The organism is Pseudomonas sp. HT11 (assembly GCF_044875395.1).
Classification (GTDB): domain Bacteria; phylum Pseudomonadota; class Gammaproteobacteria; order Pseudomonadales; family Pseudomonadaceae; genus Aquipseudomonas.
The window spans coordinates 621,869-635,790 of the sequence record NZ_CP173217.1 but is presented as its reverse complement, the minus strand read 5'-3'; the positions used below and the strand labels follow the sequence as shown (position 1 = coordinate 635,790).

Annotated in this window: 12 protein-coding genes and 2 tRNA genes; 2 read left to right on the top strand and 12 right to left on the bottom strand. The window is 59.5% G+C overall.

The window, feature by feature from the left end; translation table 11 throughout:
• Positions 1-175: 175 nt before the first annotated feature.
• The 12 genes from ABWL43_RS02725 to rnr form a co-directional block, all read right to left on the bottom strand.
• Positions 176-613 carry a hypothetical protein gene (locus ABWL43_RS02725; RefSeq protein WP_242198981.1) on the bottom strand — a complete coding sequence of 146 codons (438 nt, stop codon included), beginning with the start codon at positions 611-613 and terminating at the stop codon, positions 176-178.
• Complete coding sequence (locus ABWL43_RS02720) at positions 613-1,539, bottom strand: NAD synthetase (RefSeq protein WP_262208769.1); 927 nt, start codon at positions 1,537-1,539, stop codon at positions 613-615. Before ABWL43_RS02720 ends, ABWL43_RS02725 begins: the two co-directional genes overlap by 1 nt.
• 371 nt (positions 1,540-1,910) lie before the next feature.
• Positions 1,911-2,354 (bottom strand): hypothetical protein, encoded by a 444-nt coding sequence (locus tag ABWL43_RS02715; protein WP_404486613.1) that lies wholly within the window; start codon positions 2,352-2,354, stop codon positions 1,911-1,913.
• The gene (locus ABWL43_RS02710) at positions 2,354-3,271 is read right to left on the bottom strand and encodes an NAD synthetase (protein WP_404486611.1); all 918 of its coding nucleotides are present in this window, start codon (positions 3,269-3,271) and stop codon (positions 2,354-2,356) included. Before ABWL43_RS02710 ends, ABWL43_RS02715 begins: the two co-directional genes overlap by 1 nt.
• Positions 3,272-3,493: 222 nt before the next feature.
• Entirely contained in the window at positions 3,494-5,797 is a 2,304-nt protein-coding gene (locus ABWL43_RS02705; protein WP_197625740.1) for a YgiQ family radical SAM protein, read from the bottom strand.
• A 191-nt stretch (positions 5,798-5,988) separates the two neighbouring features.
• Positions 5,989-7,386: a replicative DNA helicase gene (gene dnaB, locus ABWL43_RS02700; protein WP_017526410.1), complete on the bottom strand. Its 1,398-nt coding sequence runs from the start codon at positions 7,384-7,386 to the stop codon at positions 5,989-5,991.
• A 109-nt stretch (positions 7,387-7,495) separates the two neighbouring features.
• Positions 7,496-7,942: a 50S ribosomal protein L9 gene (gene rplI / locus ABWL43_RS02695; protein ID WP_003171376.1), complete on the bottom strand. Its 447-nt coding sequence runs from the start codon at positions 7,940-7,942 to the stop codon at positions 7,496-7,498.
• Between the two features lie 18 nt (positions 7,943-7,960).
• Complete coding sequence (locus ABWL43_RS02690; RefSeq protein WP_145160173.1) at positions 7,961-8,854, bottom strand: hypothetical protein; 894 nt, start codon at positions 8,852-8,854, stop codon at positions 7,961-7,963.
• 36 nt (positions 8,855-8,890) lie between these two features.
• Complete coding sequence (rpsR, locus tag ABWL43_RS02685) at positions 8,891-9,121, bottom strand: 30S ribosomal protein S18 (RefSeq protein WP_002551829.1); 231 nt, start codon at positions 9,119-9,121, stop codon at positions 8,891-8,893.
• Positions 9,122-9,149: 28 nt separating this feature from the next.
• On the bottom strand, positions 9,150-9,572 hold the full coding sequence (rpsF, locus tag ABWL43_RS02680; protein ID WP_003217491.1) for a 30S ribosomal protein S6: 423 nt from the start codon (positions 9,570-9,572) through the stop codon (positions 9,150-9,152).
• A gap of 307 nt (positions 9,573-9,879) precedes the next feature.
• Complete coding sequence (gene rlmB, locus ABWL43_RS02675) at positions 9,880-10,635, bottom strand: 23S rRNA (guanosine(2251)-2'-O)-methyltransferase RlmB (RefSeq protein WP_404486606.1); 756 nt, start codon at positions 10,633-10,635, stop codon at positions 9,880-9,882.
• Complete coding sequence (rnr, locus tag ABWL43_RS02670) at positions 10,632-13,265, bottom strand: ribonuclease R (RefSeq protein ID WP_404486604.1); 2,634 nt, start codon at positions 13,263-13,265, stop codon at positions 10,632-10,634. The genes rlmB and rnr overlap by 4 nt, the downstream gene beginning before the upstream one ends.
• Positions 13,266-13,489: 224 nt before the next feature.
• Here rnr and ABWL43_RS02665 point away from each other — a divergent pair.
• Together ABWL43_RS02665 and ABWL43_RS02660 are read left to right on the top strand one after the other, a co-directional pair.
• A tRNA-Leu gene (locus tag ABWL43_RS02665) sits at positions 13,490-13,576 on the top strand.
• A 175-nt stretch (positions 13,577-13,751) separates the two neighbouring features.
• Positions 13,752-13,838 (top strand) — tRNA-Leu (locus tag ABWL43_RS02660).
• Positions 13,839-13,922 lie beyond the last annotated feature (84 nt).

The following is a 13,922-nucleotide window of genomic DNA, read 5'->3' as shown; positions in this document are numbered from 1 at the left end:
GAGCCAGGGCATGGACACAACGCGCGCAAGACTTATGCCAGAGCGGCAGTCATTGCGCTTTATCGTAAGACCCGCTGCAGTACAGCACCAAAACGGCGCCGTCGTCAGTGCATTGGTGCACGTGCTGCACATATTTGTGGCGTGTGTGCGCGGTTGGGGTGGTGAATCTACCCAGTCAAGCAGCCTTGGACGCGTTGCGCAGGCGCCGTACCTCAACCAATTTCCTGACCATCGCCCGATAGCCCTTGCTGTTGATCAGCAACAAACCGAGCAATGGCCAGAACAGGCTTTCGCTGTAGATAAACCAGTGAGGGTGAAACTGCAGCGTCGGAAGCACCACCAGCAAGCACACCACAAAAAAGCCGACCATGCCCCGCACCGCCCAAGCGTGCCCGCGCACGACCAGGAAGTTGCAGTTGACCACGAACAAGGCCGCGAAGATCACCACGAACCACGACACGGTGGCATTGGTGGCCATGGGCACGTCGGCAAAATAGGTGGCGGCCGCCAGGGAAATTGCGCCGGAACCGCCAAGGCAACCGGCGAGAATCACGCCGATGAACGAGGGAAAATGTTCTAGCAAAAAGGGTTTCAATGACGGGACGCCATTCATTATTCAAGCTCCTCGTACAACCCTATCGCCAAGGTTTTGAGCTGTTTGGGGTTGTCTGAGCGCACCAGCCCCCAGACGCTCAGCCCTGCACTGAAAGCGTCGCCGAGCTGGACGATGGTGGCGTGCTTGAGCTGAGTGTGGGTAAAGCGCTTGGGCAAATCGCCGCGCAATTGCAGCAGCTTGCGCATCTTGGTCGACATCTGTGGGTCGGCGATTTTCAGCAGCTCTTTTGTCAGCTTTTCCCGCTCCTGACCGTTCAGGCCTTTGAGCACTTGGCGCAGGGTTTTGCCGGTGGATGCACGGGCCACATTGACCAATTTGACCGTGGTTAGCGCAGACGCGCCCACGCCCACCAAGGCGGCGCCATCCATGATCTTGGTAGCGGTCTGGTACCACTCCTCGTTATCCAGATAATCATTCATGCCAGGGTTGACGATCTCATTGCGGGTGCGAAAGGCCCCCATCAAACAGGACGCCGTACTGGCGGTTGCGCTGGTGTAGCCAATGACGGTGATGACCGAGCTGGCGCCACCGCTGAACGGCACCGCGATGGTGCCGCTTAACATCACCAGCCAACCCAGCACCGCGCCGCCGCAGGACAAGGTGGTGTTGAAGGCTTCGCTGATCAACCGCGACTCGCGCGCGTTATTCATCACTTGGTCAGCAAACTGCGCTGGCGCGACGTATTTCTGCGCCTCACGCACAATGATGCGCTTGGGCTGAATGCTGCAGATGGGCTTGAACTCACGCAGGGTGACGACATTGAAGTCGGCGTCGATATACACCACGCCAGCACCAACGATGTTGGGGTCGGCGTCGATGGCGGCAAATATCCGCGGCAGGTTGAGTTCGCTTTCGATGCGCTGGCGCGCCATGAATTGGGAGCGGTTGGAGTCCATGCCGATGTTGAGCAAGGGGTTGCTCATGGGGGTGATCTTCCTTGATATAGGTGGTGACTGAACTGGCGCTTTCGCGGGCAAGCCCGCTCCCACATTCGACCGCATTCCAAATGGAGAATGCGGTCGAATGTAGGAGCGGGCTTGCTCGCGAAGGCGATTCAATGCGCGCCACCTTAACAAACAGACTACCCCACCGACTAGAAAGCAAAACGCCAGCACGAGGCTGGCGTTTTGCATATTCAGGCTGCGATCAACGCGGCACGACCGGGTTGCTGCCGTCGCGGCCACGCGGCGGCGGGCCGGCGTCGAGTCCCAAATGGCGCCGGCGTCAGTCCAATGGTGCACGCGCTGCACATATTGATGGCGAGCGTGCGAGGCTGCGTGGCGCACCTACCCAGTCAGCGGGCCTTGTGCTTTGCGCTCATGGCTTCGCGCTGGTGGCGGATTTCTCGTAGCTGACGGCGCATTTCCCGATGACGCTTACTGTTGAGCAACAGCAGTCCCAGCATTGGAAACAGCAACCCAATGGCATAGGCAGCCATATGCGGCCGATAGCCATAGGTCGGTAATACGATCAAAAAACACACCACGTAGAAGGCGACGATGGCCCAAACGCCCCAGGTTCTGCCCCTGATCATGACGACGTGGCTGACTGCCAAGAGCAGCCCCAGGACAACCGCCGCTACAAAGGAGTAACGCGCTCGCTCTGGTTCACCGCGAAAAAAGGTACTGGATGCCAATGAAATGGCAGCGGACAGGGAAAAACAGGCAAGGAAAAATGCACAAATAAACGCAGGGAAATACTCAGCCAAAAAAGCTTTTAACGAGACTTGGCGCACCATCACTCAAGCTCCTCGTACAACCCCACTGCAATGGTTCGAATATTGCCGGACAAGGCACTCCCGGTGAAACCGATAGCGGCACCGAGGGAATCCCTGATCTGCGTAATAGTCGCGTGATTGATCTCGGTCGCCGAATAGCGCTTCACCAACTCACCGGAGCGCTGGCGCAACTTCAACAGTTTATTGCTCAGGCTTGGGTCTTTCAGGCTTAGCAACTCTTTGGTGAGCGCCTTACGTTGCTGGCGGGTCAAACCCTTGGACAACTCGTACCAGCTTCTACCGGTCGTTGCTTTTCGAGCCTGCAACAGTCGAACAGTCGTCAGGGTAGAGGCGCCGGCGCCCAACAGCGAGGCCGCGTCCAAGACCGGCATTGCATAGCGATACCATTCCTCGTTGTCCATATCGTCGTTGGCGGTCGGGTCGTTGAGTTCGTTGAACGTTCTCATGCCTCCCACCACGCACTGCGCGGTACTGGCCGCCGCCGCAGTGGCGCCCAGGCCCGCCACCACCAGGCTCGCGCCACCTGTGAACGGTACGGCGACAGTGCCGCTGAACACCACAATCCAACCCAGAATTGCGCCGGCACAAGACAACGTCGTATTGACGGCCTCCCCCACGAGCCGAGACTCACGCGGATTGTTGGTCACCTGATCGGCAAACTGCGCGGGGGCTATGTACTTCTGCGCCTCACGCAAAATGATGCGCTTGGGCTTGATGCTGCAGATGGGCTTGAATTCGCGCAGCGTCACGACATTGAAGTCGGCGTCGATGTACACGACGCCCGCGCCGACGATGCCGGGGTCTGCATCGATGGCCGCAAACAGCCGAGGCAGGTTGATCTGGCTTTCGATGCGCTGGCGCGCCATGAACTGGGAGCGGCTGGAGTCCATGCCGATGTTGAGCAAGGGGTTGCTCATGGGGTGATCTTCCTTGATATAGGTGGTGACTGAACTGGCGCTTTCGCGGGCAAGCCCGGCTCCCACATTTGACCGCATTCCAAATGGAGAACGCGTTCAAATGTGGGAGCAGGCTTGCTCGCGAAGGCGATTCAATGCGCGCCACCTTAACAAACAGACCACCCACCGACTAGAAAGCAAAACGCCAGCACGAGGCTGGCGTTTTGCATATTCAGGCTGCGATCAACGCGGCACGACCGGCTTGCGCGCAGGCTTGCCGCCCTTGCCCTTGGCCGCGTCGGCGCGTTCCTTGGCCGCCTGCTTGTTGCGCGCCATGGCCGCAGCCTTGGCTTGTTCGCGCTTGTCCCACGGGTTGCTACCGTCGCTGCCACGTGGCGGCAGGCCGGTGTGCTGGGTGAGGATCCTGGTGGTGGTTTCCTTGGCGACCTTGTGGCTGCCGGCCGGCGTCGAGTTCTTGCGACGCGCGCTCTGGTAGCTGTCGGTGGCCGGCTGGTGCAGTGGGATCAACTGGTCCTTGCCCGGCCCGATCAGGTCGGCACGGCCCATGCGGGTCAATGCTTCACGCAGCATCGGCCAGCCTTTCGGGTCGTGGTAGCGCAAGAAGGCCTTGTGCAGACGGCGCTGCTCCTCGCTCTTGACGATGGTCACCGCGTCGCTCTTGTAGGTGACCTTGCGTAGCGGGTTCTTGCCCGAGTGGTACATCGCGGTGGCGGTGGCCATTGGCGAGGGGTAGAACGCCTGCACCTGGTCGGCGCGGAAGCCGTTGCCCTTGAGCCACAGGGCCAGGTTCATCATGTCTTCATCGGTGGTGCCCGGGTGGGCCGCGATGAAGTAAGGAATCAGGTACTGCTCCTTGCCCGCTTCCTTGGTGTACTTCTCGAACATGCGCTTGAACTTGTCATAGCTGCCAATGCCCGGCTTCATCATCTGGTTGAGCGGACCTTCCTCGGTGTGTTCCGGGGCGATCTTGAGGTAGCCACCGACGTGGTGGGTCACCAGCTCTTTGACGTATTCCGGCGACTCGACCGCGAGGTCGTAGCGCAGGCCGGAAGCAATCAGAATCTTCTTCACACCCGGCAACGCACGGGCGCTGCGGTACAGCTGGATCAACGACGAGTGGTCGGTGTTCAGGTTCGGGCAAATGCCTGGGAACACGCACGACGGCTTGCGGCACGCGGATTCGATTTCCGGGCTCTTGCAGGCGATGCGGTACATGTTCGCGGTCGGGCCGCCGAGGTCGGAAATCACCCCGGTGAAGCCTGGCACTTTGTCGCGGATCTCTTCGATCTCGCGAATGATCGACTCTTCGGAACGGTTCTGGATGATGCGGCCTTCGTGCTCGGTGATCGAGCAGAAGGTGCAGCCGCCGAAGCAGCCACGCATGATGTTCACCGAGAAGCGGATCATGTCGTAGGCCGGGATCTTCTCCTTGCCGTACACAGGGTGCGGAACACGGGCGTAAGGCATGCCAAACACGTAGTCCATTTCTTCGGTGGTCATCGGAATCGGTGGCGGGTTGAACCACACGTCGACTTCGCCGTGCTTCTGCACCAGGGCGCGGGCGTTGCCTGGGTTGGTTTCCAGGTGCAACACGCGGTTGGCGTGCGCATAGAGCACCGCGTCGCCGCGGACTTTTTCCACCGATGGCAGGCGGATCACGGTCTTGTCGCGGGTCATCTTCGGGCTGGCCAGGATCTGCACGACTTTGGCTTCTTCCGGGTCATCCACCGGGCCTTTCTCTTGCTCGATGGCGCAGGCCTGGGTGTCCTGGGTGTTCACGTACGGGTTGATGATCTTGTCGATCTTGCCCGGACGGTCGATACGCGTGGAGTCCACTTCGTACCAGCCCGCCGGCGTGTCACGGCGAATGAACGCGGTGCCGCGCACGTCGGTGATGTCTTCGATCTTGTGGCCCCACGACAGCCGCTGGGCGACTTCAACGATGGCCCGCTCGGCGTTGCCGTACAGCAGGATATCGGCAGTGGCGTCGATCAGGATCGAGTTGCGCACACGGTCCTGCCAGTAGTCGTAGTGGGCGATGCGGCGCAGGGAAGCCTCGATGCCGCCGAGCACGATCGGCACGTTTTTGTAGGCTTCCTTACAGCGCTGGCTGTACACCAGGCTTGCGCGGTCCGGGCGTTTGCCGGCCATGCCGCCTGGGGTGTAGGCGTCGTCGGAGCGGATTTTTTTGTCGGCGGTGTAGCGGTTGATCATCGAGTCCATGTTGCCGGCCGCGACGCCGAAGAACAGGTTCGGCTCGCCGAGCTTCATAAAGTCGTCTTTGGACTGCCAGTTCGGCTGGGCAATGATCCCGACGCGAAAGCCCTGAGACTCCAGCAGCCGGCCGATGATGGCCATGCCGAACGACGGGTGATCCACGTACGCATCACCGGTGACGATGATGATGTCGCAGGAATCCCAGCCAAGCTGATCCATCTCCTCCCTGCTCATCGGCAGGAATGGCGCAGGACCGAAACATTCGGCCCAGTACTTGGGATAGTCAAATAACGGCTTGGCTGTTTGCATGACGGTGACCGGTGTTGAGATGAAAAATCGCGGGCGCGGAATATAGCACAAAATTTGACCAATTCCGACGGTAATGGTCGGAATTGTGGTGACGCTATCGCGGGCAAGCCCGCTCCCCCTTTTGAAGGTATTCACCGTTCAAGTGTGGGAGCGGGCTTGCCCGCGATGAGGCCTCTACAGGCGCAGGAGAATTATTCGTCGTCGTCGAAGTTGTAACTGCCCGGCGCGAGGTTCTCGAAGCGCGTGTACTTACCGATGAATGCCAGGCGGATAAAGCCGATCGGCCCGTTCCGCTGCTTGCCGATGATGATCTCGGCAATGCCTTTGTGCTCGGTCTCGGGGTGGTACACCTCGTCCCGATACACAAACATGATCACGTCAGCATCCTGCTCGATCGCTCCGGATTCACGCAAGTCGGAGTTCACCGGGCGCTTGTTGGGACGTTGTTCCAGGGAACGGTTGAGCTGCGACAGCGCCACCACCGGGCAGTTGAATTCCTTGGCCAGGGCTTTGAGGGACCGGGAGATTTCGGAAATCTCGTTGGTCCGGTTGTCGCCACTGGAACCCGGGATCTGCATCAGCTGCAGGTAGTCGATCATGATCAGGGCGATGTCACCGTGTTCACGCACCAGGCGGCGAGTACGCGCACGCATCTCCGAGGGGCTGATGCCCGCAGTGTCATCGATGAACAGCTTGCGGTCATTGAGCAGGTTGACCGCCGAGGTCAGGCGCGGCCAATCATCGTCTTCCAGGCGACCGGCACGGACTTTGGTCTGGTCGATCCGCCCGAGCGAGGAAAGCATACGCATGATCAGCGATTCGCCTGGCATCTCGAGGGAGTACACCAGCACGGTCTTGTCGCTGCGCAACACGGCGTTTTCCACCAGGTTCATCGCAAAGGTGGTTTTACCCATGGATGGACGGCCGGCGACGATGATCAAGTCGGACGGCTGCAGGCCGCTGGTCTTCTCGTCGAGGTCGGTGTAGCCGGTGGAGATACCGGTGATGGCGTTGTCGGTGTTGAACAGCGTATCGATCCGGTCGATGGCCTTGGTCAACAGGTCGTTGACGCTGACCGGGCCGCCGGTTTTAGGCCGCGCCTCGGCGATCTGGAAGATCTGGCGTTCGGCTTCGTCGAGGATCTCGGCGGCGGTGCGGCCTTCGGGGTTGAAGGCGCTGTCGGCGATTTCAGTGCTGATGCCGATCAACTGGCGCAGGGTGGCGCGCTCGCGAACGATCTGGGCATACGCCTTGATGTTGGCGACGGACGGCGTGTTTTTCGCCAGTTCGCCCAGGTAACCCAGGCCGCCGACTTGGGAGGTCTGGCCTTCCTTGTCCAGCTGCTCGGCCAGGGTCACCACGTCGATCGGTGAGTTCTGGTCGGCCAGCTTGGCGATGGCGCGGAAGATCAGCCGGTGGTCATGGCGATAGAAATCACCGTCCGAGACTTGATCCAGCACGCGTTCCCAGGCGTTGTTATCCAGCATCAAGCCACCGAGCACGGCCTGTTCGGCCTCGATGGAATGCGGCGGCACCTTCAGGGCAGCGGTTTGCAGATCGTATTGCTCAGGAGCTGAAATATCGTTCATGGCCACTTGGAATTAGGGGATTGTAGAAAAACAAAAGGCACGACCTGTAAACAGGATCGTGCCCGATGTTAACCGCCTGGCACACGGGGTGCCAGTCAGTTAGCTTGCTTTAAGCTGCTACCACGACAACGCGTACGGTGGCTTCAACTTCGGCGTGCAGGTGCACGGCTACGTCGAATTCGCCTACGTTGCGGATGGTGCCGTTCGGCAGACGAACTTCGCTCTTCTGCACTTCAACGCCGGAGGCGGTCAGTGCATCAGCGATGTCGTGGGTGCCGATCGAACCGAACAGCTTGCCTTCGTCACCGGCGGTGGCAGTGATAGTCACTTCCAGCTCAGCCAGTTGGGCAGCGCGAGTTTCGGCCGAAGCTTTTTTGTCTGCTGCTGCTTTTTCCAGCTCAGCACGACGCTCTTCAAACGCAGCCAGGTTGGCAGCGGTTGCAGCGGTGGCTTTGCCGTATGGCAGCAGGTAGTTACGACCGTAGCCGGCCTTAACGTTCACTTTGTCGCCCAGGTTGCCCAGGTTGGCGACTTTTTCCAGAAGGATCAGTTGCATGTGAAAATCCTCTAACTTTTAACCTTCACCGTTCGCGTTATCAGCGTCTTTCGACGCCAGACGACCGCGAAAATCAATCAGGCCGTCGACAATGGCCAAAACCACGAGTAACGGATAGATCAGCTGCATGAACAGCAACAGCGTCACGTACAACCCCACCAGCCAAAACTTGGCCAGGCGCTTTCGCGCAACCAGCCCATGAATCAGGGCCAGTCCGGCAAACACCAGCGGTACGCTGCAAATCGGCGCCAGCAAGGCCATCTGTGGACCGAAGTTCGGTCCGACAACCATGCACGCCAGCAGCAACATCGCCGGCCCCGCGGGAATTCTGATACTGCGAAACTCGCGACCAAAACCACCCGGGTTGTACAACAACGCCTGCCAATAACGCCCAAGAATCAGGCTCAGCACGCTGACGACCTGCAACAATGCCGCAATCAGGCCGGTCAGGACCGGAGCAATCAGTGACACAAACCGCGCTCGCTCATCTACCGACAAATGCTGATAGAGATCCCCGAGGGCCAACGGCAGGATCTTGACGATTTCCTGCGACAGCGCCTCGATTTGCGGGCGGAAAGCCGCGCCAAGCATCACTGAGTACACCAACCCCAATGCCACGCTGACCAGCAGCGTGCGGACCCAGGACTCACTTGCGCGTAAAACCAACGCAAGGCTCGATGACCCCAGCAGTACCAGAAGTACCCGTGGATCACCCATTTGCAGCCACCAGATCAAGGCCGGCAACAAACCCAGGGCAAGAACGCCAAGGGCGTCCTTCAAACCGCGCCGCAGCAGCACAAGGCAACCTGCGGCAGCACCCAACCAATAAAGCAACGGCAATGCCGCACATCCAGCCACTACCAGAGTGGCCTGCACGCGACCGCGCATGATGAACTCAGCTAAGGCGCGCATGCATTCAATCCCTTACTACTTGTCGACTGCCCGGTCTCAGCGGCCGTGGCTGTCGGTGTAGGCCAGCAGGGCCAGGAAGCGGGCGCGCTTGATAGCGGTGGCCAGCTGACGCTGATAACGTGCTTTGGTACCGGTGATACGGCTTGGAACGATTTTGCCGGTCTCGGATACGTAAGCTTTCAGAGTGTTGAGATCTTTGTAATCGATCTCTTTCACGTCTTCAGCGGTGAAGCGGCAGAATTTACGACGACGGAAGAAACGTGCCATTTGATAGGCTCCTTAAAAGGTCCGTGGATTACTCGTCAGCGTTATCGCTGTTGTCGCTGTCATCACTATCAGCGCTTTCGGCGCCTTCGTGCTCAGGACGGTCGCGACGCTCACGGCGCTCACTGCGGTTTTCTTCAGCCTTGAGCATCTCGGATTGGCCGGTAACGGCTTCTTCGCGACGGATGACCAGGTTACGGATCACTGCATCGTTGTAGCGGAAGTTGTCTTCCAGCTCGGCCAGGGCCTTGCCAGTGCACTCAACGTTCAGCATCACGTAGTGAGCCTTGTGAACATTGTTGATTGCGTAGGCCAGTTGACGACGGCCCCAATCTTCCAGACGGTGGATTTTGCCGCCGTCTTCTTCGATCAGCTTGGTGTAACGCTCAACCATGCCGCCGACTTGCTCGCTTTGATCCGGGTGGACCAAAAAGATGATTTCGTAATGACGCATGAATGCTCCTTACGGGTTGTAGCCTGCCGCTCAAAAACGGTCAGACAAGGAGTGAATGACACTTATGGATCTTGCCGCAGGGAGGCACATAGATGCCTGCCAGGAAGGCAAGGGGCGCAATTGTAGAGAAGGGGGAGAAACGGCGCAAGGTGATTGGTGATTATTTGAACAATCTCCAATACACCAAAACAAATGTGGGAGCTGACTTGCCTGCGATGACAATGGCACAGGCAACCTCTCTGCTGACTGACACACCGCCATCGCGGGCAAGCCCGGCTCCCACAGGGTCTTGCGTCGCTCTTAAGCCTTATTTCTTGGCTTTGGCCTTCGCGCCACGCTGGCGCTGGGCTTCGAACAGGCAGACGCCCGTTGCGACTGAAACGTTGAGGCTGCTGACGCTACCGGCCATCGGCAGGTGCACCAGGTAGTCGCAATGCTCACGGGTCAGGCGACGCATGCCTTTGCCTTCGGCCCCCATGATCAGGATGGTCGGGCCGGTGAGGTCCTGGTCGTAAATGCTGACCTCAGCCTCGCCCGCCGTGCCCACGACCCACAGGCCACGCTGCTGGAGTTTCTCCAGGGTGCGCGCCAGGTTGGTCACGGCCACCAGCGGAATCACTTCCGCCGCGCCGCAGGCCACTTTACGCACAACCGGTGTCAGGGTGGCCGACTTGTCTTTGGGCACGATCACTGCCAGCGCGCCGGCAGCATCCGCCGAACGCAGGCAGGCGCCGAGGTTGTGCGGGTCGGTCACGCCGTCCAGTACCAGCAGCAGCAGCGCACCTTCGGTACGGTCGAGCAGCTCGTCGAGCATCGCCTCGCCCCAAACCTGGCTCGGACTGACGTCCGCCACCACGCCCTGGTGAACGCCTTCTACCCACACGTCCATTTCACGACGCTCGGCCTGGCCGATGGCAACTTTATTCTGGGTCGCCAGCTCGACCAGCGCTTGCACGCGCGGCTCGCTGCGACCTTCGGCCAACCACACCTGTTTGACGCGCTTAGGGTGATGACGCAGCAGTGCTTCTACGGCGTGCACGCCGTAGATTTTTTCCAGACTCATGACTTGGCCTTAGGTTTGCGCGACCCGCCGCTTTTCGCGGGGGCCGAACCCGCTTTTGGCGGGCCTTTACGATGTTTGCTCGACTTGCTCGACGGTTTTTCCGCCTCGCGGGACTTTCCCCCAGACGCCGCTTTACCACCGCTTTTGGCTTCGTTGAGCAACTGCTGCTTCAACTCACGGCTCTTGCGCAGCTCGGCGTTTTTCGCCGCAGCATCGCTTGGGCGGTAGGCTTCGGGGGCCTTGTCCTTGGCAGACGAACGACGAGCAGGTTTGGCTGACGCAGGCTCGGCGACCGCTGCTTTAGCAGGAGCGCCTTTGCCTTTGCTTGCCGGCGCAGTCGTCTCAGCGCCACGTTTTTTACGGCCAGTCGGCTCGGCTGGTTTATCTGGCATGCCAAAGTCGATCTTGCGTTCGTCGAGGTCGACGCGCATGACCTGCACTTCCACCGTGTCGCCCAGACGGAAGCTGCGACCGGTGCGCTCGCCCGCCAGGCGGTGATGCACAGGGTCGAAGTGGTAGTAGTCGCCCGGCAACGCGGTAACGTGCACCAGACCTTCGACGTAGATGTCGGTCAGCTCGACGAACAGGCCAAAGCCGGTCACGGCGGTGATCACACCCGGGAACGATTCGCCAACGCGATCCTTCATGAACTCGCACTTGAGCCAGTTCACTACGTCGCGGGTGGCTTCGTCGGCACGGCGCTCGCTCATGGAGCACTGCTCGCCCAACTGTTCCAGGGCTGCTTCGTCGTACGGATAGATCCGCGCCTTCGGAATGGTCATGGCACCGGCGCGCTTGACGTGCGGGGTGTTCTGCTTGGAATGGATCACGCTGCGGATCGCGCGGTGCGTGAGCAGGTCCGGGTAACGGCGAATCGGCGAGGTGAAGTGGGTGTACGCCTCGTAATTCAGGCCGAAGTGGCCCTGGTTATCCGCGCTGTACACCGCCTGGCTCAGAGAGCGCAGCATCACGGTCTGGATCACGTGGTAATCCGGACGGTCCTTGATGCTTGCCAGCAGTGCCTGGTAGTCCTTCGGCGTCGGGCCGCCCTTGCCTTTGTGCAGGGACAGGCCAAGCTCACCGAGGAACGCGCGCAGCTTCTCCAGACGCTCCGGCGGCGGGCCGTCGTGCACGCGGTACAGCGCAGGAATCTCGTGCTTTTTCAGGAATTCGGCAGTGGCCACGTTGGCCGCCAGCATGCATTCCTCGATCAGCTTGTGAGCATCGTTGCGCGTGGTCGGCGTGATTGCGGCGATCTTGCGCTCGGAGCCGAAGACGATTCGGGTTTCCTGGGTTTCAAAGTCGATCGCGCCACGCATATGACGAGCGCCCAGCAATACCTTGTACAGCGAATACAGCTGCTTGAGGTGCGGCACGACATGGCCGTACTCACCGCGCAAGGCTTTGGCTTCGCTGGTTTTCGGCTGTTCCAGAATGGTGCTGACCTTGTTGTAGGTCAGGCGCGCCTGGGAGTGAATCACCGCCTCGTAGAACTGGTAGTCAGTCATTTCGCCGGTTTTCGAGATAGTCATCTCGCACACCATGGCCAAACGGTCGACTTTCGGGTTCAGCGAGCACAGGCCGTTGGACAGCTGCTCAGGCAGCATCGGGATCACGCGCTCTGGGAAGTACACGGAGTTGCCGCGCACCTGAGCTTCGTTATCCAGGGCCGAACCGATCTTCACGTAGCTGGACACGTCGGCAATCGCGACGAACAACTTCCAGCCACCGGAGAACAGGCGCAGCTTGCCAGGCTTGGCTTCGCAGTAAACCGCATCGTCGAAGTCGCGGGCATCTTCGCCATCAATGGTGACGAACGGCAGATGGCGCAGGTCGATGCGTTTTTCTTTGTCTTTCTCTTCCACTTCCGGCTTGAGCTTGGCGGCTTCTTTGAGCACAGCCTCTGGCCAGACGTGAGGGATATCGTAGGTGCGCAACGCAACGTCGATTTCCATGCCCGGCGCCATGTAGTTGCCGACCACTTCAACGATGTCGCCCTGCGGCTGGAAGCGCGCAGTTGGCCAGTGGGTGATTTTCACCTCGACGAACTGGCCGACCTTGGCAGCGCCATTGCGGCCCGGGGTGATCAGCACTTCCTGCTGGACCTTCGGGTTATCCGGCACGACAAAGCCGATGCCGCCTTCTTCGAAGTAACGGCCGACGATGGACTCGTGGGCACGCGACACCACTTCGACGATCACGCCTTCACGGCGACCACGACGGTCGAGGCCGGAAACGCGCGCCAGGGCACGGTCGCCGTCGAACACCAGGCGCATTTGCGCCGGGCTCATGAACAGGTCGTCACTGCCGTCGTCCGGAATCAGGAAACCGAAGCCGTCACGGTGGCCGGCGATGCGGCCAAGGATCAGGTCGAGCTTGTCCACAGGCGCGTAAGTGCCTCGGCGGGTGTAGATCAGTTGGGCATCGCGCTCCATGGCACGCAAACGGCGGCGCAGGGCTTCGAGCTGGTCTTCGGTGGTCAGACCGAATTCTTCAACCAACTGCTCGCGGCTAGCAGGCGAACCACGATCGGCGAGATGCGCCAGGATCAGTTCGCGGCTAGGAATAGGGTTTTCATATTTTTCCGCTTCACGAGCGGCCTCGGGATCGAGGGACTGCCAATCGGCCATTAGAGAGTTTTCACCTTGTCTATATGCGGGTTAGTTTGGCATACGCGTATTGAAACGGGAAATTTCAGGCATCAACAAGCGTTTTATAGGCCTTTGTCGCCCTCGGAACGCACCTTGCACGACCATTGACGAAATTTTCCAGGATTTTTTCATAGCAGGGCTTTACAGCGCAAAATCGCCTCCGTATAGTGCGCGCCATCGACGACGGCAACGTTGTTGATGCTGCCCAGGTGGTGAAATTGGTAGACACGCCAGCTTCAGGTGCTGGTGATCGCAAGGTCGTGGAAGTTCGAGTCTTCTCCTGGGCACCAATTTAAAACTCAAGGTTCTGCCTCGAGTCTCCAAAAACCCGCGAAAGCGGGTTTTTGCGTTTCAGGCCTTTGATTTTTAACGAGAATCTTGATTTATATTTTTGAATCAGGGGTTTACAGATCAAAAAGCCCTCCGTATAGTTCGCTCCATCAACGGCGCAAGCGTTGTTGATAAGCCCAGGTGGTGAAATTGGTAGACACGCCAGCTTCAGGTGCTGGTGATCGCAAGGTCGTGGAAGTTCGAGTCTTCTCCTGGGCACCAAATTCAGATCAAACCCGCGAAAGCGGGTTTTTTCGTTTCCGGGGTTTGAAAACCTGCCTGGCGATTTCCCCGCTTGTCCGCACT